The following is a 23,950-nucleotide window of genomic DNA, read 5'->3' on the forward strand; positions in this document are numbered from 1 at the left end:
AATGATCACCACTCTGCAAAGGACCTGTCCCCTAAGAATGCGTGACAGCACCCGAGGCGCCCTCATCAAGACCTACGATGACCTACGTCAACGACCTCGCCACGCGCCGCCCGCCCCCTGACACCAAAACGAAAGCGACAAGAGCGAACGTCCCCCGACGCGGGCATCTCGATGACTTTCGCGTCCTATGGACAACCGTGAAACCCACTACTGACAAATAAGGATTTTCCATGACCGTGGTAGTTCTCCGTCACATCGCCTGCGAACCTGCAGCTGGCTACGGCGAGGCGTTGGCTTCGCTGGCACCCGTGGTAACCGTCGACATGGGAGTCGACACGCTTCCCGACCTCGCTGAGGTGCAGGCGATTCTCAGTATGGGAGGGCCTATGGGGGTGGGTGATGTCGACCGGCTGCCGTGGATTCGCGAGGAGCTCGACTTCCTGAGACGCGCCGTCGAGTCGGATATCCCGGTGTGGGGTGTCTGCCTGGGAGCCCAAATGCTCGCTGCCGCCCTCGGAGCCAAGGTGTACACCGGTGAGGTTCCCGAGGTCGGTGTGAGTGAGGTAATCCTCAACGAGGAGGGGATGGGGGATCCGGTATGGGGCGGTTCAACCAGTACTCTCAATGTCCTGCAATGGCATTCGGATACGTTTGACGTTCCGGAAGGGGCTACACTTCTGGCCTCCTCTTCGCTCTATCCAAACCAGTTGTTCCGCTACGGAAAGTCTTACGCCGTGCAATTTCACGTGGAGGCCTCGCCCCAACTTGTCTCGGAGTGGGCTGAGGTGCCCGAGTACCGCGACTCGCTTTCTGCGGCACTCGGTTCCGAAGGTCAGCAGATTCTGGCGCGCGGAATGGAACGCGTCGGCCCTCAGCTGCACGATCACGCCACCAAGGCTATGGCCGCATGGTCGAAGCTTTGGCTCTAGCCAAAACGAGAGACTGGCAAGTTCGCGCAAAGTGGCGCGGGTCATTTTGGTGAGCGTAGTGGCTGGTCGCGGCGGTTAGGCAGCAGGCGATTAGGCAGCAATGGCGAGGCTGCCGAGCAGACTGTCGTGCGGATCAACCCGCGGTGACGGCCAGCACCCGCTCAGCGAGCTCGGGGCGGCACACCAGCAGGTCGGGCAGCTTCGGATCGGCCGAGTTGTACACCAGCGGAGATCCATCGATGCGCGACGTATGCAGCCCGGCGGCCCGTGCCACGGCGACGGGTGCTGCCGAATCCCATTCGTACTGCCCGCCGGCGTGCACGTACACGTCGGCGACCCCGCGAATGACGGATGCGACTTTGGCGCCCGCCGAACCCATTTCGATCAGGGTGCCGTTCAACGCGTCACGCACGGCCAGCGCCACTGCCGGCGGACGGGTCCGCGACACCACAACCCGCGGCGGACCGCCGAACGCGCGCGGCGCGGCCACCTCGGGGGTGCACAGCGTGGTGTTCTGTGCCGGCAGCGCCACCGCCCCCGCGACCAACTCCCCCGCCTGCCACAGCGCGACGTGCACGGCCCAGTCGTCGCGGCCGAGCTCGGCGAACTCGCGCGTGCCGTCGAGCGGGTCGACGATCCAGACGCGGTCGGCGCTCAGCCGGATCGGATCGTCCACCCCTTCTTCGGACAGGACCGCGTCACCGGGCCGTTGGGCCGCCAACTCCGCCATCAGGAAGTCGTGGGCCTGCTTGTCCCCGGCAGCCTTTCGCTCGTCGACCGTGGCGTCGGCGAAGTCGGCGCGGACGTCGAGCAGCAGGTCCCCGGCACGGGTGGCCAGCCGTTCGGCCAGTTCGTGATCGTTCATCGACCGTTCTCCAACAGGTCGACCACCATTTGCGCCAGGTCGTCCGGGCGACGGTCCGGCGTGAGCCGCAGGTCCGGGTTCTTCGGCCGCTGGTACGGGCTGTCGATTCCGGTGAAGTGCGTGATCTCACCAGCACGGGCTTTGGCGTAGAGCCCCTTGGGGTCTCGGCGTTCGCAGTCCTCCAGCGGGGTGTCACAGAACACCTCGAAGAACTCCAGACCCGCCTCCGTGACGAGCTTGCGCGCCAATGCGCGATGCTCCTCGAGCGGGCTGATCGCGGGCACCAGGACGACCTGACCGGAGTCGGCGAGGATGGCTGCGACGTGGGCGAGCCTGCGCTGGTTCTCGGCACGGTCGGCCATCGAGAAACCCAGGTCCGCGTTGAGCCCGTGGCGCAGGTTATCGCCGTCGAGAACGTAAGCGGGAACACCTCTTTCGAGGAGCTTCTGCTCCACCAGCATGGCCACTGACGACTTCCCCGACCCGGACAGGCCGGTGAACCACACGGTGCGGCCCATCGATAGCCGATCCTCCGCGGTGCACAGCGGCTGGTGCCGCACCGTGTTGTGGCTTGCGGTGTCGTTGCGGGTGTCACGCAGCACCATGCCTGCGGCGACGGTGCCGTTGGTGTTCGGGTCGATCAGGATGAACGATCCGGTGGCAGCGTTGCGGCTGTATTCATCGAGCAGCAGCGGCACCTGGGTGCGCAGCGAAATCCGGCCCAGCTCATTGAGTTTGAGCGCAGTGACGGTCTTGTCGCGGTGCAGGGTGTTGACGTCGAGTCGGTAGTCCAGGCCGACCACCTTAGCCCGCGTGGTGCGAGTGGTGTGCTTGACCAGGTACTCGCGGCCGGGCTCCAAGGACGCATCGTCTGCCATCCAGCACACCGTGGCGTCGAAATCCTGAACCACGCGCGGTTGGTTGTTCGGTCGGGCGATCATGTCGCCGCGGGATATGTCGATGTCGTCGGACAGGCTGATCGACACCGCCATCGGCGGGAAGGCCTCGTCAACGACCCCGGACGGCCCTTCGATCGCGGTGATCCGGGTCGACTTGCCCGCAGGCAGCACGACGACGTCATCGCCGGTGCGGAGCACGCCACTGGCGACCGTGCCCGCGTAGCTGCGGTGGTCAGCATGCTCGTGCGTCTGCGGCCGGATCACGTACTGCACCGGGAAACGTACGTCGACGAGGTTGCGGTCACCGGCGATGTAGACGTCTTCCAGATGGCTCAGCAGCGCGGGACCCTCGTACCAGGGCGTCACATCGGACTTGGTCACCACGTTGTCGCCGAGCAGCGCCGACAACGGGATCGTCGTCACGTCGTGGACGTCGAGCCGGGCGGCGAACGCGTGGAACTCGTCGCGGATTGCCTCGAAACGCTCTTGGTCCCAGTCGATCAGGTCCATCTTGTTGACCGCGAGCACGATGTGCTGGATGCCCAGCAGAGAAGCCAGAAACGCGTGCCGTCGGGACTGCTCGAGCAGGCCGTGGCGGGCATCGACCAGCACGATGGCCAACTGCGCGGTGGACGTTCCGGTCACCATGTTGCGCGTGTACTGCAAGTGCCCCGGGGTGTCGGCGATGATGAATTTTCGCTTGGCCGTGGCGAAGTAGCGGTATGCGACGTCGATGGTGATGCCCTGCTCCCGCTCGGCGCGCAGACCGTCGGTGACCAGTGCCAGGTCGGTGTAGTCGTGGCCGCGTTCCTTGGAGGTGCGCTCGACGGCGGCGAGCTGATCCTCCATGACAGCTTTCGAGTCATAGAGCAGCCGGCCGATCAGGGTCGACTTGCCGTCATCGACGGACCCCGCGGTGGCCAAGCGGAGAAGAGTCGCCATATTCAGATCCCCCGTCGCTTCGCTCGCCCCATATTCAGATCCCCCGTCGCTTCGCTCGCCCCATCAGAAGTACCCCTCGCGCTTACGGTCTTCCATACCCGCCTCCGAGATCCGGTCGTCGGCACGCGTCGCGCCGCGCTCGGTCAACCGCGACACCGCGGTCTCGGCGATGACCTCGGACACCGTGGCCGCCGTCGATTCGACGCAGCCGGTGCAGGTGACGTCGCCGACGGTGCGGAAGCGCACGGACTTCTCGATCACCGGCTCATCTTTGCGCGGCTGCAGGTGACGGTGTACGGCGAGCAGCATGCCGTCGCGCTCAAAAACCTTGCGCTGGTGCGCGTAATAGATCGTGGGCAGCTTGATCTTTTCCGCACCGATGTAGGACCAGATGTCGAACTCGGTCCAGTTGGAGATCGGAAAGGCACGGATGTGCTCGCCCTTGTGGTGGCGACCGTTGTACAGGTTCCACAGCTCGGGGCGCTGCGCCTTGGGGTCCCACTGGCCGAACTCATCGCGGAAGGAGAACACGCGCTCCTTGGCGCGCGCCTTCTCCTCGTCGCGACGGGCCCCGCCGAATGCGGCGTCAAACTTGTTCTCCCGGATGGCGCGCAGCAACGTGACCGTCTGCAGCGGGTTGCGGGACGGACCGTTGTCGACCGCGCGTCCCTCATCAACGTCGTCCTGCACCTTTGCCACCACGAGCCGCACGCCGTGTTCGGCGACCAGCTCGTCGCGCGTCTGCAGCACCTCGTCGAAGTTGTGCCCGGTGTCGACGTGCATCACCGGGAACGGCAGGCGGCCCGGCTTGAACGCCTTGATCGCCAGTTGCAGCATCACGATCGAGTCCTTGCCGCCCGAGAACAGCAGCACCGGCCGCTCGAACTCGGCCGCGACCTCGCGGATGATGTGGATGGCTTCGGCTTCCAGCGAGCGCAGATGGCTCAGCTCGTAGTGCCCCGCCTGTGTGTCGGACTTCAGCACGGTGGTCATAACTTCCCTATTAAGTTGGTAGAAATGACCGGGATTATGGGCATCGCTGGAATCTATCGAGCCGCCTGGGCATGTGTCAACGTCCGGCCGCTCCGTGGCAAGGGGCACAGCGGTGATCGCCATGCGGTAGAGCGACCCGCTCGCGAGTGTGAAATCGCCGAACAGACGCGGAGGCTCCTCAACACCGGCGTGTCGGGATACCTCCGCGTCTGCTCGCGGGAGAAAAGTTACGCGCGCGGGTGCTGCAGGTCGTAGACGGTGATCCCGCCGATGTCCTGCGGAGTGAAGTGCGCCTTGACCCAGTTGGTGATGTCACCGGCACTGCCGTGCGGGTCGTGCGGCGGACCACCACGGTCACCGGCGGGCCGGTCGAAGAAGTACCGCACCTCACCGTTGGCGACGTACTGCTGGAACTGGGCCAAGGTGGGCGAGTTGTCACCGCCGGTGAATCCACCGATCGCCATCAACGAAGCACCGGTCTTGAGCTCCAGGTCGCTGACCATCATCGAGCCGACACTTGCTGCGGCCCAACGGTTGTTGAGCCCCGTCATCAGCTCACCCAGCGCAGCGTCGTCGGTCTTGCCGAACCCGCCTGGCCCACCGGGCCCACCGGGCCCACCTGGCCCACCATGTCCGCCCGGACCGCCGAACCCCATGCCCTGCTTGGGCCCTGCCGTCGGCATCGGCCCACTGCTGTGACTGCTCACCACCGTCTCGATCGAGTAGGCCACAGTCGCACCGAGCCCGAACACCGTGGCCGCCAAGGCCACCACCGCAGTCGCGCGGCCCAGCCGGTGGCCGCCGACGGCCAGCACCACCGCGACCGCAACGGCACCGATGACGACGATCCATCGCAGCGCAGGCAGCCACTCCGGCGTGCGGTCGAGTAGGGCGAAGGCCCAGATTCCCGTGGCCGCCAACATCGTTGCGAGCACCAGCCGTGGCAGCAGCTGTGCACGCAGCGGCCAGAGTGCGGCCACCGACATACCCACCAGCGCGGCGATCGCCGGAGCCAACGCCACCGTGTAGTACGGGTGGATGATGCCGTCCATGAAGCTGAACACCGCACCGGTGACCAGCAGCCAACCACCCCACAGCAGTGCGCCGGCGCGGAGCTTGTCGGTGCGCGCGGCTCGCAGGGTCAGCCAGAGCAGGACCACCAGCCCGATCAGCGCCGCAGGCAGCAGCCAAGAGGCCTCGGTACCCATCGACTGCCCGAACATGCGGCTGATGCCGGCCTGACCGCCGAAGAACAGGTTCGGCCCACCACCGCCCGGACCGGGGCCGAACCCACCACCCGGCTGGTTCTGCCCGACAATGCGGTCAATCCCGTTGTAACCGAAGGCCAGCTGCAGCAGGCTGTTGTCGCTCGAGCCCGCGATGTACGGCCTGGAGTCGGCAGGCCACAGCGCCACCAGGGCGATGTACCAGCCGGCAGACACGATCATCGTCGCCACCCCGACGGCCAGCGCGCCGATGCGCTTCCACAGCGGGATGGGGGCGGCGACCAGAAACGCCAGCGCCAGGCCCGGCAGCGGCAGGAACGCCTGCAGCATCTTGGTCAGGAAGGCCAAGCCCACCACGACACCGGTCAGCGCGACCCAACGAGTGGCGCCGTTCTCGATCGCGCGCACCATGCAGTAGGCGGCCACGACCAGCAGCAGCACCAGCAGCGCATCGGGGTTGTTGTACCGGAACATCACGGTGGCCACCGGGGTCAGCGCGAGGACCGCACCCGCAATCAACGCCGCACCCGGACCGCTGCTGCGCCGCACGGTCGCGTAGAGCACGGCCACCGCGGCCACACCCATCAGCGCCTGCGGCAGCAGCATCGTGAACTCATTGAAGCCGAACAGCCTGCCGGACAAGCCCATTGCCCACATCGCCGCCGGAGGCTTGTCGACCGTGATGGCGTTACCGGGATCCAGCGATCCGAACAGCCAGGCCTTCCAGGACTGGGTGCCGGCCTGTGCGGAGGCGGCGTAGTAGCTGTTGGCCCAACCTGCCGAGCCGAGCCCCCACAAGTACAGCACCGCGGTGGCCGCGAGCAGTGCCCAGTAGGAGGGGCGCACCCAGCGGGGCTGCACCGGGGCCGCGGATTCATCGGGTACCGTCACGGCATCCAATTGTGAATCAGGGATAGTCAACATCTTCCGTCGTCTTTCTGCTCTGGCGGTTCAGCGTCGCGTCCGGGACGGGTGGAACACCCAGCCGCGTAACAGCACGAAGCGGACAACCGTCGCCACCAGGTTCGCTGCCACCAGCACGCCGAGTTCGACTGCGCGGTGCGGGACCGGAGTCAGCAAGTGCAGCAGACCCAGTGAGCCGCTGGTGATCGACAACGCTATGCCGAACACGATGAGGCCCTCGAGATGATGCCGCGTGACGTTTCCTGCACCGGCGATGCCGAAGGTGAACCTCCGGTTGGCGGCGGTGTTTCCGATCGCCGTCACCAACAGCGCGACCAAGTTTGCTGCCTGCGCACCCAGGCCCGCCCGCAGCGCCACGAACAGCAGCAGGTAGGCCAGCGTGGACACCACGCCGACGGCTCCGAAGCGCACCGTCTGACGCAGCAGGGATCTCGGCGGCGCCGATTTGCGCGACGAACCGATCTGGGCGGCAATGGCATTGACCGGAATCGAGCCGTTGGCGAACCCGCGCAACAGCCGGCCGATGCCCTTGAGGTCTGCGGTGGCGGTGGCGACGATATCGACCCGGCTGTCCGGATCGTCGACCCAATCCACGGGCACTTCGTGGATGCGCAGGCCGCTGCGCTCGGCCAGCACCAACAACTCGGTGTCGAAGAACCAGCCGGTGTCGGCAACGTACGGCAGCAGCTCGTGTGCGACGTCGGCGCGGATCGCCTTGAAACCGCACTGTGCGTCGGAGAACCGGGCCGACAACGTCGATTTCAGGATCAGGTTGTAGCAGCGCGAGATGAATTCGCGCTTGGCACCGCGGATCACCCGCGAGCCGCGGCTCAACCGAGTGCCGATCGCCAGATCCGAATGGCCGGAGATGAGCGGGGCCACCAGCGGTGCGAGTGCGGCCAGATCGGTGGACAGGTCGACGTCCATGTACGCCAGTACCGGAGCGTCCGACGTGGACCACACCGCGTGCAGGGCGCGCCCGCGGCCTTTTTGCTCCAGCCGTACCACGCGCACATCGCTGAGTTCGGCGGCCAGTTCGGCGGCGATCAGCGGGGTGTCGTCGACACTGGCATTGTCGGCAATGGTGATGCGGGTCGGCAGGGCGAAGTTTTCCCGCAGGTAGCGGTGCAGCCGGTGCACCGAATGCGCCAGCGCCGCTTGTTCGTTGTAGACCGGCACCACCACATCGAGTACCGGGACCCCCGCGGCGCGGGCGGCCACCGCGGCATTGGGCCGCGACGCGAAATGGAACCGGCCCGCGGGTACGTCGCCGTCATAAGCGGTGTCGTAATCAGCGTCGAAGTGGAAGTCCGACCGCGTGGCGATTTCTGTCATGTCTTCAGAATTCTCCGGTGGTGTGTGTTCCCCGTTGGGCGAAGCTATGCGCCGGCTATGTGTTCTGGCCACGTTGCGTCAGGTCGTAGATGGTCACGTCGTCGACGGTGACGGCGTTGAAGTGGTTCTCGACCCAGTCGGCGATGTCGGAGGCATCCTGGCTGCCACTGGTCGTACGTCCACCGAAGCCACCCATGATCCGGCTCTGGATGAAGTAGTGGATCCGGTGTTGATCGACATAGCCTATGAACTCGTCGAGAGTCGGCGCCGGATCCGTACCGTTGAAGCCGCCGACAGCCATAACCGGTGCGCCCGTGGCCAATTGGTATCCGGCCGCATTGCTCGAACCGACCACCGCCGCCGCCCAGGTGTAGTCCGCGGCGCCGGCCGAGAGCCTCGCTGTCAGAGCGGGACCGGGATCGGGCGCACCGAACATGCCACCGAATCCGCCGCCGCGCGACGGTCCTACTGAAGGAATGGCGCCGCTGTGCGGATTGGCCGCGGTCGCGACCGCATAGGCCGCGGGCCCGGCGAGACAGGACAGCAGCGCCAGGGTCGCCACGGCAGGCACCGCCCGGCGGTCCAGCCATCTATTCATCAGCAGCAGCGCGGCCGCTCCCACTCCGCCGACCGCGACCGCCCCGCGCAGCCACGGCATCGAGTCGCCGTTGCGGGCCAGCAGTATCGCGGCCAGTATCGCCGTGACCAGCACCGTGCCCGACATCGCGGTGGCCGCACGAATGTCGTTGCGCCGCTGCCACATCAAAGTCGCACCGATACCAATGAGCGCACCGACGGCAGGCGCCAGCGCCACCGTGTAGTACGGGTGCACGATTCCGCTCATGAAGCTGAACACCACCGCGGTGACCATCAGCCAGCCGCCCCACAGCAGCAGTGCAGCCCGGGTGCGATCGGTGCGGGGTGCACGCCGGGTGATGACAAGTCCAGCGACCAGGCAGATCAGTGCTGCCGGCAGCAGCCAGGCGATGTCGCCACCCATCTGCGAGCCGAACAGCCGCCCGGCGCCCGCGTCGAAGTTCATGTTGCCCAGCCCGCCGGTCTCGTCACCGGTGAGTCGGCCGAAACCGTTGTAGCCCAACACCAGTTCGACGATGCTGTCGTGTTGCGACCCGCCGATGTATGGCCGCGAGGACGCAGGCCACAGCTCGACCAGCAGCAGATACCACCCGCCGCTGACCACCATGACCGCACCGGCCACCAGGACATCACCCACCCGCCGGCGCATGGACCGATCACCCGCGATCAGCGTCGCAGCGGCCAATCCCGGCAACACCAGGAACGCCTGCAGCATCTTGGCCAGGAAGCCGAAGCCGACGGCCGCGCCCGCCCCGACGAACCACCACCGGGTCGCGTCTTTCTCGATGCCGCGCTGCACGCAGTAGGCCGCCACGACCAGCAGCAGCACCAGCAGCGCGTCGGGATTGTTGAACCGGAAGATCAACGCGGCCACCGGCGTCAGCGCCAGCACGGTGCCGGCCAGCAGTGCCGCGGCGGGCCCTGCGGCCCGGCGGACCGCCGCGTAGAGCACCGCGACGGCCGCGACACCCTCCAGTGCCTGGGGTACCAGGATGCTCCACGGGTTCAGCCCGAACAGCCGTACCGAGATGTCGACGATCCACAGGGCGGCCGGCGTCTTGTCGACGGTAATGGCGTTCGCGGCGTCGCTCGAGCCGAACAGCATCGCGGTCCAGTTGCTGCTGCCCGCCTGGGCGGCGGCGGAGTAGAACGCGTTGGCCCAACCGCTGATCGACAGGTTCCACAGGTACAACGCCGCGGTGGTCACCAACAGTGCCGCCAACGCCAGGCGTTCGCGGCCGGCCATGTGCAGTTTCAGGGGCTGTTCCTGTGCCCCAACCTCTTCCACGACAGGGTCGACAGCAACCAGGCTCACCCTTTCATCGTTGCGATGGCAACTTGGTGTCCGATTGGTCCGACCTGTGCGTCGACTGTGAGGGCTGAACACGGGGAAGGCGAACGGTGAACGCCGTCGCACCAGGGGCGCTGCGCACCTTGATGGTGCCGCCGTGCGCCTTGACGACGGCGGCGACGATCGCCAATCCGAGCCCGGTGCTGCCCTCCCGCCGTGACCGCGACGAGTCCCCGCGGGCGAACCGTTCGAACACCTCGGGCTGCAGCGATTGCGGTATGCCCGGCCCGTCGTCGGCGACGGTCAGTGCAACCGACCCGTCGTGATCGGGTTCGAGAGTCACGGTGACAGAGGTTCCCGGCGGGGTATGGGTCCGCGCGTTGGCCAGCAAATTGGCCAACACCTGATGCAACCGGGCCTCGTCACCGTCCACGACCACCGGGTCATCGGGCAACTCCAGCGACCACTGATGCTGCGGTCCGGCGACGTGTGCATCGCTGAGGGTGTCGACGACCAGCCGGGACAGGTCCACCGACTCGCGCTCCAACGGCCGCCCGGCATCGAGACGCGCCAGCAGCAGCATGTCCTCGACCAGCTGAGTCATGCGCACGGTCTCGGATTCGACGCGCTTCATCGCGTGAGCGACATCGACAGGCAGATCGTCGCGTTTACGCTGAGCAAGCTCGGTGTAACCCCTGATGGCAGCCAGCGGCGTCCGCAGTTCGTGGCTGGCGTCGGCGACGAACTGGCGCACGCGGGTTTCACTGGCATGCCGGGCGGAGAGGGCATTCGCGATCCGGTCGAGCATGCGGTTCAGCGACGTGCCCAGCTGTCCCACCTCGGTGTGCGCGCTGGCCGGGTCGACCTTGACGATCGGGGTGGGCAGCCGCACCTCGCCGCGGTCCAGTTCCAGATCGGCCACAGCCCGCGCTGCCGCGGAAACCCTTGACAGCGGGGCGAGTTGGCGCCTGATGATGAGGATCCCGCCGAGCGTCGCGGCGATCAGCGCGACGACGGCGAGCACCGCGAACATGCCGAGCACCCAAAGCAGGGTGTCGTCCACCACCGCGGTGGGCAACCCCGTGACGATGATCTGTCGGCCTCCGTGACGGGGATGCAGCCCGATCACCCGGTATCGCCCGAGCCCGTCCAGGTCGATGGTCCTCGGGGTGTGATCAGGCGCTACCTGGCCCAGTTGGTCGGCGGCCGCGGCGCTGACGAAGACACGATCCCCGTCGGAGGTGATCACCCCGGCGTCGATCGGCTGGTCGGGCGCGACGACCGCGCCGACCGTGCGGGCGGCCTGGCCCGGCGCGTTGAGAAATCCCGGCCCGGGGCCACGCTCGGGATCGAACAGGAGATGGTGCCGCTCCATCGTCGGAAACATCATCGGGGGCGGCGGCAGCTCGTAGATGGCGGCCGACCGGCGGCCGGCCTCCATCACCTGATCGTCCAGCTGGTTCATCAAGAACCGTTGCAGCGCAAACTCGGTCGCGACACCGATGCTGACGCACACCACAGCGAGCAGGGCCACCTGAGTCAGCACCAGGCGCCGGCGCAGCGACCAGGTCCGTGGTTGCCACCACTTGGTTCCCGACGGCCTTACGCCCGACGCCGACAACTCCGGGACCTCAGCGCGGGGGGCGGAGGACATAACCCGCGCCGCGCAGTGTGTGGATCATCGGTTCGCGGCCGCTGTCGATCTTCTTACGCAGATACGACACGTAGAGCTCGACGATGTTCGAGCGGCCACCGAAGTCGTAGCTCCACACCCGGTCGAGGATCTGGGCCTTACTCAGCACCCGCTTGGCATTGCGCATCATGAAGCGCAGCAGTTCGAATTCGGTCGCGGTCAGCGTGATGGGCTCACCGGCACGGGTCACCTCGTGACTGTCCTCGTCGAGAACCAGGTCGCCGACGACGATCTTTGCGCCGCCATCCTCACTGGTCACGCCGGTGCGCCGAAGCAAGGCACGCAATCGCAGCACGACCTCTTCGAGGCTGAAGGGTTTGGTGACGTAGTCGTCGCCGCCCGCGGTCAGACCGGCGATCCGGTCCTCCACCGAGTCCTTCGCGGTGAGCAGCAGCAGCGGCAGTCCTGGGATCTGCTCACGCAGCTTCTGCAACACCTCCAGCCCGCTCATATCGGGCAGCATCACGTCGAGTACCACCACGTCGGGCGGGCTTTCGCGGGCCGCGGCGATGGCGGTCGCACCGTCACCGGCGGTGGCGATATCCCAGCCCTCGTAGCGCAACGCCATCGACACCAGTTCGGCCAGCACCGGCTCGTCGTCGACGACGAGCACCTGGATCGGGTTGCCATCGGCGCGGCGCATCACGGCACGGGCAGGTTCGTTGTCGTTGACGGCTGCAGGCACACACCCATTATTCGGTGAAGTGATGAGCCATGACTGTGGGGCATCTATGCCCCAGCTGTGAGACTCGCGCTCATCTGCCGCTGACTTCATTCACAGCCGACGCACAGACGACACCTGCACGGTAGGTGCCATGAGCATGAGGCTAACGGTCGCCGCCGTCGGTATCGCCGCGGCGATAGCCGGACTCGGCGGCGCCGCGGTATACGCCGCGACCGATTCCCCGGGCATGGGTGAAGCCGGCCCACCCGGCCACCACGGCGACGGTCCCCCGCCCTGGGGTCGGCCCATGCGCGACAACGCCGACGCCGCAACGGTTCACAGCGAATCCGTCCGTCAGGACGGGCACGGTGGCTACACCACAGACCTCACCCAGGTCGGCGTGATCACGGCGTTGACGGCCGATTCGGTGACAGTTGCAAGCACCGACGGGTTCAGTCAGGCTTACACCCTGCCGTCGACGCTGAAACCGACGTGGGCGGTCAACGACCACGTGCTCGTCCGGGCGACACGCTCCGGCACGACAGCGACCGTGAGCAGCATCGGCGAGACCGAAGCCCCGGGTCAGTGAGTTGTCGCGAAGCCTTCTGGTGGCGTGTATCCCTTGATCCCGGGTACAGCCATCGAAGTGGCGGGCGCTGTGGGCGGGGTGGTCTCGGTAACGGTCGACCCGATGTTCATGGTGCTGGTCGCGACGGCGGATGGCTGCTGGTGGCTGATCAAGCCCAGCGCGCCGAGCGCGACGACTGCGGCGCCTCCGGCAATCGCAGCGACGAACTTCACGTTGTCAGGCTTTCCGTTGGTCATGACTCGCCCCTTGATTGATCTTTCAGTCAGCGTTGGCGAAATCGCCAGGTGGTATCCAGTCAACCCGCCACATCTTTGAAGACGCTGGGCGCGCGCTGAAAATTCCCAACCAGCCGGCTACGGGCGCGCCGGACCCGTACCTTGAGGGCAGTCGGGGCCAGCCTCTTCTACTGTGTGTCCCATGCAGCAGGGACCAACCGGATGACGCGCTTCCTGGCGCGCCGGCTGCTCAACTACATCGTGCTGCTGGCGCTGGCGTCGTTTCTGACGTTCACCTTGACCTCGTACGCCTTCGAACCCCTCGACAGCCTGCTGCAGCGCAATCCGCGCCCGCCGCAGTCCACCATCGATGCCAAGGCGGCTGAACTCGGCCTCGACAAGCCCATCCCGATCCGATACCTGGACTGGGCCGCGGGAGCGGTTCGCGGCGACTTCGGCACCACGGTGGCCGGACAACCGGTATCCGACGAACTGTGGCGCCGTATCGGTGTCAGCCTGCGGTTGCTGGTCATCGGTTCGGTACTGGGCACCGTGATCGGCGTCGTCGTCGGGGCCTGGGGCGCGATCCGCCAGTACCGGCTCTCCGACCGGGTCATCACCTTGCTGTCCCTGCTGGTGATCAGCACCCCGACCTTCGTCATCGCCAACCTGCTGATTCTGGCCGCGCTCGACGTCAATTCGATACTGGGCGTGCGACTGTTCGAATACACCGGGGAGACGTCCCCCGACGTCGTCGGCGGCAGCCTCGACCAGTTCGTCGACCGGTTGCAGCACCTCGCGCTGCCAACCTTCACGCTGGCCCTGTCGGCTATCGCGGGATACAGCCGCTACCAACGCAACGCCATGCTCGACGTGCTCGGCCAGGACTTCATCCGCACCGCGCGAGCCAAAGGGCTGACCCGGCGACAAGCGCTGTTCAAACACGGTCTGCGCACCGCGCTGATCCCGATGGCCACGCTGTTCGCCTACGGAATCGCGGGGCTGGTCACGGGCGCGGTGTTCGTCGAGAAGATCTTCGGCTGGCACGGTATGGGCGAGTGGGTGGTCCAGGGCATCGCGACGCAGGACACCAACATCATCGCCGCCATCACGGTTTTCACCGGGTCCGTCGTGCTGCTGGCCGGTCTGCTGTCCGACGTCATCTATGCGGCCCTTGATCCGAGAGTGCGGGTGACATGAGCGACGCTTCTGCCGCGAAGACCGCGACGTCGGCGCGCTCGGGCCTGCACACCGAGGAGTTCGCCACCCGGCGCACGCTCGTCTTCCGCCGGTTCATGCGGAACAAACCGGCGGTGGCGGCGCTGGTCGTGCTGGCGGTGATGTTCGTCGGCTGCTACGCCCTGCCCCCGCTGCTGCCGTACAACTACACCGACCTGGACTACTACGCGCTACAGACCCCGCCGTCGACCACGCACTGGTTCGGCACCAACGCACTGGGCCAGGACCTGTTGGCCCAAACCCTGCGCGGCATGCAGAAATCCATGCTGATCGGCGTCTGCGTGGCGCTCATCTCGACGGTCATCGCCGCCACGGTCGGTTCGATCGCAGGCTATTTCGGCGGCTGGCGCGACCGGGCACTGATGTGGGTGGTCGACGTGCTGCTGGTGGTGCCCAGCTTCATCCTGATCGCGATCGTCACTCCGCGACTGGGCCAGTCCGATCGCGTCTTCTGGCTGATCGTGCTGTTCTCACTGTTCAGCTGGATGATCAGCTCGCGCATCGTGCGCGGTATGACGATGACGTTGCGCGAGCGCGAATTCGTCGTCGCCGCACGGTATATGGGCGTGCGCAGCTGGCGGATCATCGTGCGCCACATCGTGCCGAATGTGGCGTCGCTGCTGATCATCGACGCCGCGCTCAATGTCGGCATCGCGATCCTGGCCGAAACCGGCTTGAGCTTCCTGGGTTTCGGCATCCAGCCGCCTGATGTGTCGCTGGGCACGCTGATCGCCGACGGCACCAAATCCGCTACCACTTTTCCGTGGGTGTTCCTCTTCCCCGCCGGTGTCCTGGTGCTGATCATCCTGTGCGCCAACCTCGCCGGTGACGGCCTGCGCGACGCGCTCGATCCGGGCAGCGGCCAGCTGCGGCGGAAGAAGCGCACATGAGCCTGCTCGAGGTCAGCGATCTGACGGTGACGTTTCCGACCGACGCTGATCCGGTGGCCGCCGTGCGCGGCGTGGACTTTCACGTCGCCGCCGGCGAGGTGGTGGCCCTCGTCGGCGAGTCCGGTGCCGGGAAATCGGCCATCGCCATGTCGGTGGTGGGCCTGCTGCCCGAGTTCGCCGAGGTGTCCGGATCGGTGCGGCTGCGCGGCGAAGAGCTACTGGGGAAATCGGACGCGGAGCTGTCACGCGTCAGGGGCAACGCCATCGGCACGGTGTTCCAGGATCCGATGTCGGCGTTGACCCCCGTCTATACGGTCGGCGATCAGATTGCCGAGGCACTTGAGGTGCACAACCGCGATCTCACGCGGCGGGCGGCTCGGGCCCGCGCGGTCGAACTGCTGGAGCTGGTCGGCATCGCACAACCGGAACGCCGGGCGCGGGCCTTCCCACACGAATTGTCCGGCGGCGAACGCCAGCGCGTGGTCATCGCCATCGCGATCGCCAACGATCCCGATCTGTTGATCTGCGACGAGCCTACGACGGCGCTGGACGTCACCGTGCAGGCCCAGATCCTCGACGTACTCAAGACTGCGCGAGATGTCACCGGTGCGGGCGTGCTGATCATCACCCACGATCTGGGGGTCGTCGCCGAGTTCGCCGACCGGGCCCTGGTGATGTATGCCGGGCGCGCCGTCGAGGACGCAACGGTCGGCGAGCTGTACCGCGACGCGCGAATGCCTTACACGATCGGCCTGCTCGGCTCGGTGCCGCGGCTGGACGCACCGCAGGGCACGCGGTTGGTGCCGATTCCCGGCGCTCCCCCGTCGCTCACCGCGACACCGCACGGCTGCCCGTTCGCACCGCGCTGCCCGCTGGCGATCGACGACTGCCGTGCGGCTGAGCCCGAATTGGTGACGGTGACCGGCGCCGCACGCGAGGAGGACCATCGGCTCATGGGCCACCGGGCGGCGTGCATCCGCACCGACAAGGTGCGCGGCCGCAGCGCCTCGGACATCTACCAGGTGCCGGCGGCCCGCACGCAGGTGCCGCCCACCGATGCGCCCGTGGTGCTGCGGGTGCGCGATCTGGAGAAGACCTACCGGCTCACCAAGGGCGTGGTGTTCCGCCGGCAGGTCGGCGAGGTCCGCGCGGTGGACAACGTCAGCTTCGAACTGCGGCAGGGCCGCACCTTGGGCATCGTCGGTGAATCCGGGTCCGGTAAATCCACCACGCTGCACCAGATTCTGAATCTGACTGCGCCGCAATCCGGTTCGATCGAGGTGCTGGGCACCGACGTGGCGGCCCTGGACCGTCACACCCGGCGTGAGATGCGCACCGACCTGCAGGTCGTCTTCCAGGACCCGGTGGCCTCGCTCGATCCCCGCCTGCCGGTTTTCGACGTGCTCGCCGAACCGTTGTCCGCCAACGGTTTCGACAAGCACCACACCGATGAGCGGGTGGCCGAGCTGCTCGAGGTGGTCGGGTTGCGGCGCGCCGACGCCAGCCGCTACCCGGCGGAGTTCTCCGGCGGGCAGAAACAACGCATCGGCATCGCCCGGGCGCTGGCGCTGCAGCCCAAGATCCTGGCGCTCGACGAACCCGTGTCGGCCCTCGACGTGTCGATCCAGGCCGGCATCATCAACCTGCTACTCGACCTGCAGGACGAGCTCGGCCTGTCCTATCTGTTCGTCTCCCACGACCTGTCGGTGGTCAAGCATCTCGCGCACGACGTGGCCGTCATGTATCAGGGCGCGATCGTCGAACAAGGCTCGGGTGACAAGATTTTCGCCGACCCTCAGCACGAATACACCCGGCGGCTGCTGTCGGCGGTGCCGCAGCCCCGGCCGAGCTGATTTCGGCGCCTGAGAATCGGGGTCACGCCGCGGCCCCGCGTTGCTACCTCTAGCATCGGCGGGGTGAACAGGATGAACCTGCGTCGCCTCGCCATCGCCGCCCTCGCCACCGCACTCACGCTGACCGCGTGCTCGGGTGGCGACCATGAGGTCCCTTCGGCCGGCGGTAATGCCGAGATCGGCACCACGAGCGACGTCAACCCTCAGGATGTGGCAAACCTCAGACAAGGTGGCAACCTGCGGCTGGCACTCACCGAGTTCCCGTCCAACTTCAACCCGCTGCAGCTCGACGGCAATACCGGTGATGTCGGCTCGCTGTCCAAGCCGACGCTGCCGCGGGCGTTCGTCGTCGCCGCCGACGGCACCACGAAGGTCTATACCGACTACTTCACCAACGTCGAACTGACCTCCACCAACCCGCAGGTGGTCACCTACACGATCAATCCGAAGGCCGTGTGGTCCGACGGCACCCCGATCACCTGGGAGGACATCAAGTCACAGGTCGACGCGACCAACGGGAAGAACCCGGCGTTCATCATCGCCGCACCCAACGGCAGCGAACGGGTCGCCTCGGTCACCCGCGGGGTCGACGACCGGCAGGCGATCATGACGTTCGCCGAGCCGTACGCGGATTGGCGGGGCATGTTCGCCGGCAACGGCCGGTTGCTGCCCAAGAGCATGACCGCCGACCCCGAGGTCTTCAACAAGGGCCAGCTCAACGGGCCCGGCCCGTCAGCAGGCCCGTTCATCGTGTCCAATATCGACCGAGGTGCACAACGAATCACCTTGACCCGCAACCCGAAGTGGTGGGGTACCCCGCCGCTGCTGGACAGTATGACGTTCTCGGTGCTCGACGACGCGGCGCGCATCCCGGCGCTGCAGAACAATGCGATCGATGCCACCGGGACGGCGTCACTGGACGAGCTGACCATCGCGCGCAACACCCCGGGGATCTCGATCCGCCGGGCCCCCAGCCCGAGCTGGTACCACTTCACGTTCAACGGCGCTCCCGGGTCCATCCTGGCCGATAAGGCGCTGCGCCAGGCCGTGGCCAAGGGCATCGACCGCCAAGCCATCGCCAACATCACCCAGCGCGGCCTCACGGACAATCCGGTGCCGTTGAACAACCACATCTACGTCGCCGGGCAGAAGGGCTATCAGGACAACAGCGCCGAGGTGGCGTTCGATCCCGAGAAGGCCAAGTCCGAACTGGACGCCCTGGGCTGGAAGCTCAACGGGCAGTTCCGGGAGAAGGACGGCAAGCCGCTGGTGGTCCGCGACGTGCTCTACGACGCGGGCACTACCCGCCAAGTCGCGCAGGTCGCGCAGAACACTCTTGCTCAGATCGGGGTGAAGCTCGTCATCGACACCAAACCCGGCAACGGGTTTTTCACCAACTACATCAACAAGGGCGACTTCGACATCGCGCAGTTCGGCTTCCTCGGTGACGCGTTCCCGCTGGGGTCGCTGACCCAGATCTATACCCAGAACGGCGCGAGCAACTTCGGCAAGATCGGCAGCCCGGAGATCGACGCGAAGATCGAACAGACGCTGCAAGAGCTCGATCCTGACAAGGCGCGGGCCCTGGCCAACGAACTGGACAAGATGCTCTTCGCCGAGGTGTTCAGCCTGCCGCTGTTCCAGTCACCCGGAAACGTCGCGGTACGCAGCAATCTGGCCAACTTCGGCGCCTTCGGGCTGGCCGACGCCGACTACACCAAGATCGGCTTCATGAAGTAGCCACGCGGTTCGGCAACACCGACTCGAGGGTGGCCCCCACCGCGATCACGGACGCGGCCAGCCGCAGGCCGGCCCGTACCGGCAGCGCGTCCAATTCCGGCGCGGCAGCCGAAAGTTGTTCGGCCGCACCATCGCGCACAGCGTCAATTACCGCGAGGGCGGCCCGTTCACGGGTGTCGAGGACGCTGTGCCCGGCGGTGGGCATCGGTACCAGCACGGCGTCGGGGACCAACTCGGCGATGCGCTGGGCGACTGCGGGCGGCGTGGTGAGATCGCGTCCGCCGGATACCACGACGGTGGGCCAGTGGAAGTTCGGCATCTCTGCCACCAGATCGTAGGGCTCGGCCTCGAATGGTTCGTAACGCTCGGCGTGCCCGCCGAGATGGAGGTCGAGCACCGGGTCCAGAGGCAGGCCGTCGGGGATGCCCGCAAAGTTCAACTCGTGGAATGCGATGCGACCGACCAGATCGGACTCGTTGCGGTACGGCACTTTTCGCGTGGACATACGGTCCAGTCGACGCAACACCGACCACACCATGGTGTGTCCGCCGAGCAGGAGGTCGAGCACCCGGTCGAGCAGGTCTGCACCGCCGTAGCCGTACAGCGCCCCGGCGAGTTGACCGCCGGCCGTTCTGAAGACCCCGGCATCGGCGAGCTCGCGGACCTTGGGCGCCAGCGCCGAGGTCTCAGGATCCGCACCGTGCCAGAGCAGATCGCGGATGGCCTTCCGCATGGCGTCGATGTCGCCGGTGGACAGCAGCGGCGAATCCAGGACCATCGCCTCGACTCGTTCCGGGTGGCGCACGCCGATGCCGGACGCGAGGTAGGTGCCGTACGACGTGCCGTAGAAAAATGCGGTGGACACCCCGGCGTCGTCGAGGACCGCGGCGATGTCGTCGACGGCCTGGTCGACGGTGATGGCCTCGGGCGGCAGATCCGCGCCCGCGTCGGTGTGGCGCGACATCCCCACACCCCGGTGCTCGACCATGATCACGTCGGCCCCGCGGGCCGCCGCGCGGTGCCGCAACCCGCGGTAGGACAGGATCGAGGCCACACCCGGACCACCCGGGATGATCACCACCGGATGACCGGATTCGCGGCCTGACCGGACGTAATAGAGGTTGAAGTGCTCGTCGCTGCCAGGTGTCAGCGGCCGCCGGACCGCGCGGACGCCGGGTTGCGCCGCAAGTTTGGCATGCCTGCGCCGACGCTTCGAGTTCATCGTCATCGCGCTCCATTGTGCCGCGTATGCCGGCCACCTGCGCGCCGGTTCCGGCCAGTTACAACTCGATGTGGTGGACGGCTCCAACTCCGGCGTAACGCTGCGGGCTGCAGGTCAGTACGATCACCTGGCCGTCACCACCGACCGCATCGAACACCGCGCCCATCTTCACCAGCCGCTCGGCATCGGTGTAACCGAGCGCATCGTCGATGATGACCGGCACGTTGTCTTCCTTGGCCACCAGCGCGGCCCCGGCCAGCCGGGACACGATGGCCAACTGCTCCTTGGCGCCTCCTGAAAGAGACTCGTACGGCACTGTGCGGCCCGATACCGTGCGGGTGCAGATCCGCAGATCACTGTCGACATCGACGTCGAAGTCCTCACCGAACACCAGCCGACCGAGTCGCTGCACCTCGAGCCGGAACGGGTCGGCGTAACGCTGCCGGGTGGCATCTCGGTGCCGGCTCATCACCGACCGCAACATCTCGGCCGCCCGGGCCCGGCGGTGCACCTGCCGGTACTGGGCCGTGGCATGCTCACGTTCGGTCTCGGCGGCGTCCAGATGTCCCTTGCGCCCCTCGGTGCCGTACACCTTCAGTTGGGCGGCGACCTCACGCAGTGCGTCGACCGCCGCGTCATGACGGACGCCGAGGCTCTCGGCGTTGCGCACCGCTGCTTCCAGTTCGGCCTTCACGAGATCCGGTGTGGTGCCTGCAAGTTCCCCTTGCAAGGCCGCGACGCTCGCCGCGGCCGCCGTGGCTCGATCGCCGTCGGCCTGCGCCGTCAGCGCCAACTCGTCGTCGGCGACGGCCGAGCGCTGCGCGGCGAGCCGCGCGGTGTCCACAGTCAGCTCGGCCTGTGCCGCGGTGAGCTTCTCGCGCAGCACTGTGACGGCGGTGGTCGACTCGGACAGCTTCCGGGTGGCCAAGGTCGCCACCTTGCGATGGGTGTCGGCGTCGACGACCGCCTGCCGATGGGCCGTGACGGCCGCCTCGAGTTCGGTTCTGGCCGTGGCGATGTCGGCCGGTCCCTCGAGGTCGAACAGCGCCGCTTCGGCCGGCTGGTCCGCGCCGAGGGCCTCCAGCCGAGCCCGCAACTCGGTCACCCGGTCATCACCGGTCAACGCGTCCACGGTGGCCCGCGCCCGGCCCCGGGCCCCGATGAGCTCGCGCCGACGCTCGTCGAGCGCCCGGGCGGAGGCAACATCCGTGACACCGGCCGCGGACAACGCGGTAGCCAGCACACCCTGCGCTGCGGCGAGTTTGGCCCTGGTCTTGGCCGCCGGCGTGCCCGGCACCACTGTCAGCTTCAGCGCGCCGGGCACCTCGACCTCGGTCTGCGCGGTGGTGCTCGTCGACCACCGGGCACCGGCGTCGAGCACCACGTCGGTGTCGCCCACGCGAACCGCGATGTCGGTGGCAGCGACGAGTTCGATACGCGCCGAAGCAAGTTCGTCCTGCCCGGCGGCCCGCTCGACGGCGACCGCAGCGGCTTCGATGGCCCGCATCGACGCGTCGTCGAGGGCAATGGAGTCGAGCTCGTGGTTGATCCGGTCGACGTCACGCGCAGCGGTGTCGATCCGGCCCAGCCGGACCGCCAGCCGCTCGACCTCTTCGTGCGCGGCGAGGCGATCGAGCATGGCGCGGGCAGCGTCGACGCGGTCCGCGCGATCGTGTACCGCGGCCTGAGCCAGGTCGGCGGCGTCTTCGGCTGCCTCGTGGACCTGGTGCGCCGTCTCAGCGGCGGCCTCCGCGGCGACGACGGCGGCGGTCAGTTCGGTGATCGTCGCGATGCGTTCGTCGATGTCGGCGCGCAGCCGACGGCGTTCGGTCAGCGCCGACATCGACGCGCCGTGGGTGGCTTGGGCCGCCGCGGCCACCACCTCGGCCTCCTTGAGCTGGGCCGTCAGCGTCGCAACCGCGTCAGCGGCCGTACGTGCCGCAGTCAGCCGCACCGTGGCCTGTGCCCGTTCATCGGCCAGGCGGTCCACCTCGGTGGTCAGCTCGGCATGCCGGCGTACCGCGTCGTCGACCTCGGCCACCGCGGCCGCGCAGTGGGCCACCTCCTGGTCCGCCTCGGCCAGCCGCTTGACCGCCGCCGCCCATTCACCGGTGGGCCGGCCCGTCGCGGTGAAATACCGCGCATATTCGGTGTCGATGCGCTCGACGAGCAGCGGCTCGTCGCCTGAGAGCGAAACAGTCTGGCCTGCAGCGACATCCAGTGCCCTGGCCAGCGCATCCGAGCCGGACAGGTCGACCGGCGCGGTCGGCGCCGACTGCAGCACCCGCTGCGCCTGCCACAGCGCGGTGTCCACGGTTTCGTTCAGGATGGCCAGGACCCGCTCATGGGCCTCGTCGCCGCTGAGCTGTTCGCGTTTCGGCGCCAGCACCGTCAGCTGCGTCTCAGCCCGCTTGTGGAACCGCTTGCGGTACACGAAACGGTAAGAGCCGGTGGATATTTCGGCAGTAACCTCGGCGCCGACATCGGCATGTGTGGGCTTGACCTGCTTGACGTCCTTCTTGGTCGAACGGTCCTTGGCCTCGATCAGCAGATCCAACGCCTCGATCATCGACGACTTGCCGATCTCGTTGGCGCCGCTGACCAGGACGACACCGTGATCGGGAAACTCGATCTCCCGGTGGGTGATCCCGCGATAATTGGTCAGGACGAGCCTGTGCAGTTTCATGCCGCTCCCCTACCGTCGACCAGACGCAGCAGCAGCCCGAGCGCGGCCCGCGCGTCCTCGGCACCATCGGTGTCGGAACGCGCGGTGGCGACCAGCTCGTCGACCGCCGCCGCGGCGAACCCGCCAAGGCCCAGATCATCGAACTCACCGTCGGCAGGCAGCACCGCGATGTCGGTGTGCCGCTCCCACAACGTCAGCGCCGCGAACAGCCGGGCGTACTTGTCGAGGCACGCGTCCAGCGCCGCCTTGGCGGTCACCGTCAGCGAGCCGGTCAGCGCGAGCCGCACGACGGTGCGTTCTTTGTCGCCCAACTGATCGAGGTTGATGTCGAGGTCTGCCACCTCGCGGTCGCTGTCCACGTCGCGGCGCAGAGTGACGAACCGCCATCGGCCCACCCGTTCCGATCCGACCTGCACCGCACGCTGCGGGTCGGTCTCATCGATGTCGACCAGAAGTACGTGGCCCGAATCGGATTCGATGTCGTCATAGTTTGTGACCTCGGGGGCCCCCGAGTACCACACCCGCCCGGTCGAGCCAACCTCGGTGCGGGAGTGCTTGTCCCCCAAGGCCACATAATGCACTGCACCGCGAGCCACCGCGGCCTCGAGGGCGGCCAGTCGGATCGATGAGGGCTTGTCCTTGTCCGGATCGAGCACATCGACCCCACCGTGGCCCACCGCGATGCGGGTCACGCCGTCGGCAGGCAGGCCGGCTAGCACGTCACCGGTCAGGTCGGTGGTCGGCGACTTCGATCGCCATGGTGCCGCGACGATCTCCAGGCCGGGCCGTACCGTGTGCACACCGACGCGGTCCAACACGACGACATTGTCCGGACGCTCGGCGAGGAACAGCGCGCTGGTGTACACCGATGACGCGTCGAGCGGATCGTGGTTGCCCGGAAGCAGGTACACCGGAACACCGACGGCACGCATGGCCTCCAGCGACTGACTGACCTCACGGGGAGCCAACTGGTTGTGCTCGAACACGTCGCCGGCCACCACCACGAACTCGGCTCCCGTGCGGGCCGCGAGCGCACCCAACGCGGCCACCGCGTCCCGGCGAGCGGCCGAATATCGTGGCTGCGCCTCACCGTTGAGAAAGTGCCGAGTCATACCGAGCTGCCAGTCGGCGGTGTGCAGAAAACGCATCGCAGCCCGT

At 67.2% G+C, this 23,950-nt stretch carries 18 protein-coding genes; 6 read left to right on the forward strand and 12 right to left on the reverse strand.

The genetic code is table 11. The annotated features are described in order from the left end of the window. Positions 1 to 230: 230 nt before the first annotated feature. Positions 231 to 929, forward strand: a complete 699-nt coding sequence (locus tag H276_RS22740) for a type 1 glutamine amidotransferase (protein WP_019970810.1) — start codon at positions 231 to 233, stop codon at positions 927 to 929. Positions 930 to 1,062: 133 nt separating this feature from the next. On the opposite strand, the gene H276_RS0108180 is transcribed toward H276_RS22740, so the two are convergent. From H276_RS0108180 to H276_RS0108215, 8 genes are all read right to left on the reverse strand, one after another. Continuing rightward, the gene (locus H276_RS0108180; RefSeq protein WP_019970811.1) at positions 1,063 to 1,794 is read right to left on the reverse strand and encodes a 3'(2'),5'-bisphosphate nucleotidase CysQ; all 732 of its coding nucleotides are present in this window, start codon (positions 1,792 to 1,794) and stop codon (positions 1,063 to 1,065) included. Beyond that, positions 1,791 to 3,635, reverse strand: coding sequence for an adenylyl-sulfate kinase (cysC, locus tag H276_RS0108185; RefSeq protein WP_019970812.1), 1,845 nt, complete (start codon positions 3,633 to 3,635; stop codon positions 1,791 to 1,793). The genes H276_RS0108180 and cysC overlap by 4 nt, the downstream gene beginning before the upstream one ends. Before the next feature lie 63 nt (positions 3,636 to 3,698). Next, positions 3,699 to 4,628: a sulfate adenylyltransferase subunit CysD gene (gene cysD, locus H276_RS0108190; RefSeq protein ID WP_019970813.1), complete on the reverse strand. Its 930-nt coding sequence runs from the start codon at positions 4,626 to 4,628 to the stop codon at positions 3,699 to 3,701. A 227-nt stretch (positions 4,629 to 4,855) separates the two neighbouring features. Then, the gene (locus H276_RS0108195) at positions 4,856 to 6,778 is read right to left on the reverse strand and encodes a glycosyltransferase family 39 protein (protein WP_026356718.1); all 1,923 of its coding nucleotides are present in this window, start codon (positions 6,776 to 6,778) and stop codon (positions 4,856 to 4,858) included. Positions 6,779 to 6,805: 27 nt separating this feature from the next. Then, positions 6,806 to 8,113 carry a bifunctional glycosyltransferase family 2/GtrA family protein gene (locus H276_RS0108200; RefSeq protein ID WP_019970815.1) on the reverse strand — a complete coding sequence of 436 codons (1,308 nt, stop codon included), beginning with the start codon at positions 8,111 to 8,113 and terminating at the stop codon, positions 6,806 to 6,808. 55 nt (positions 8,114 to 8,168) lie between these two features. Further along, the gene (locus H276_RS0108205) at positions 8,169 to 10,025 is read right to left on the reverse strand and encodes a glycosyltransferase family 39 protein (RefSeq protein WP_019970816.1); all 1,857 of its coding nucleotides are present in this window, start codon (positions 10,023 to 10,025) and stop codon (positions 8,169 to 8,171) included. A gap of 4 nt (positions 10,026 to 10,029) precedes the next feature. Further along, positions 10,030 to 11,655: a cell wall metabolism sensor histidine kinase WalK gene (locus tag H276_RS0108210; RefSeq protein WP_019970817.1), complete on the reverse strand. Its 1,626-nt coding sequence runs from the start codon at positions 11,653 to 11,655 to the stop codon at positions 10,030 to 10,032. Beyond that, on the reverse strand, positions 11,633 to 12,337 hold the full coding sequence (locus tag H276_RS0108215; protein WP_026356719.1) for a response regulator transcription factor: 705 nt from the start codon (positions 12,335 to 12,337) through the stop codon (positions 11,633 to 11,635). The genes H276_RS0108210 and H276_RS0108215 overlap by 23 nt, the downstream gene beginning before the upstream one ends. Positions 12,338 to 12,509: 172 nt before the next feature. On the opposite strand from H276_RS0108215, the gene H276_RS0108220 reads away from it, so the two are divergent. Then, positions 12,510 to 12,947: a hypothetical protein gene (locus tag H276_RS0108220; RefSeq protein WP_019970819.1), complete on the forward strand. Its 438-nt coding sequence runs from the start codon at positions 12,510 to 12,512 to the stop codon at positions 12,945 to 12,947. Here H276_RS0108220 and H276_RS0108225 read toward each other — a convergent pair. Continuing rightward, complete coding sequence (locus tag H276_RS0108225; protein WP_019970820.1) at positions 12,941 to 13,183, reverse strand: hypothetical protein; 243 nt, start codon at positions 13,181 to 13,183, stop codon at positions 12,941 to 12,943. The genes H276_RS0108220 and H276_RS0108225 overlap by 7 nt on opposite strands. Positions 13,184 to 13,384: 201 nt before the next feature. Between H276_RS0108225 and H276_RS0108230 the strand changes: the two genes are divergently transcribed. From H276_RS0108230 to H276_RS0108245, 4 genes are all read left to right on the forward strand, one after another. Continuing rightward, positions 13,385 to 14,362 (forward strand): ABC transporter permease, encoded by a 978-nt coding sequence (locus H276_RS0108230; RefSeq protein WP_019970821.1) that lies wholly within the window; start codon positions 13,385 to 13,387, stop codon positions 14,360 to 14,362. Beyond that, complete coding sequence (locus tag H276_RS0108235) at positions 14,359 to 15,291, forward strand: ABC transporter permease (protein ID WP_019970822.1); 933 nt, start codon at positions 14,359 to 14,361, stop codon at positions 15,289 to 15,291. Before H276_RS0108230 ends, H276_RS0108235 begins: the two co-directional genes overlap by 4 nt. Beyond that, the gene (locus H276_RS0108240) at positions 15,288 to 17,144 is read left to right on the forward strand and encodes an ABC transporter ATP-binding protein (protein ID WP_019970823.1); all 1,857 of its coding nucleotides are present in this window, start codon (positions 15,288 to 15,290) and stop codon (positions 17,142 to 17,144) included. The genes H276_RS0108235 and H276_RS0108240 overlap by 4 nt, the downstream gene beginning before the upstream one ends. Before the next feature lie 72 nt (positions 17,145 to 17,216). After that, the gene (locus H276_RS0108245; RefSeq protein WP_019970824.1) at positions 17,217 to 18,884 is read left to right on the forward strand and encodes an ABC transporter family substrate-binding protein; all 1,668 of its coding nucleotides are present in this window, start codon (positions 17,217 to 17,219) and stop codon (positions 18,882 to 18,884) included. On the opposite strand, the gene H276_RS0108250 is transcribed toward H276_RS0108245, so the two are convergent. The 3 genes from H276_RS0108250 to H276_RS0108260 are packed head-to-tail and all read right to left on the reverse strand — an operon-like array spanning position 18,874 to position 23,940. Next, positions 18,874 to 20,112, reverse strand: a complete 1,239-nt coding sequence (locus tag H276_RS0108250) for an alpha/beta hydrolase (RefSeq protein ID WP_019970825.1) — start codon at positions 20,110 to 20,112, stop codon at positions 18,874 to 18,876. The genes H276_RS0108245 and H276_RS0108250 overlap by 11 nt on opposite strands. 52 nt (positions 20,113 to 20,164) lie before the next feature. Next, positions 20,165 to 22,792 carry an AAA family ATPase gene (locus H276_RS0108255; RefSeq protein WP_019970826.1) on the reverse strand — a complete coding sequence of 876 codons (2,628 nt, stop codon included), beginning with the start codon at positions 22,790 to 22,792 and terminating at the stop codon, positions 20,165 to 20,167. Next, on the reverse strand, positions 22,789 to 23,940 hold the full coding sequence (locus tag H276_RS0108260; RefSeq protein WP_019970827.1) for an exonuclease SbcCD subunit D: 1,152 nt from the start codon (positions 23,938 to 23,940) through the stop codon (positions 22,789 to 22,791). The genes H276_RS0108255 and H276_RS0108260 overlap by 4 nt, the downstream gene beginning before the upstream one ends. Positions 23,941 to 23,950 lie beyond the last annotated feature (10 nt).

Origin of the sequence: Mycobacterium sp. 141 (genome assembly GCF_000382405.1) — a bacterium.
Taxonomy (GTDB): Bacteria; Actinomycetota; Actinomycetes; order Mycobacteriales; family Mycobacteriaceae; genus Mycobacterium.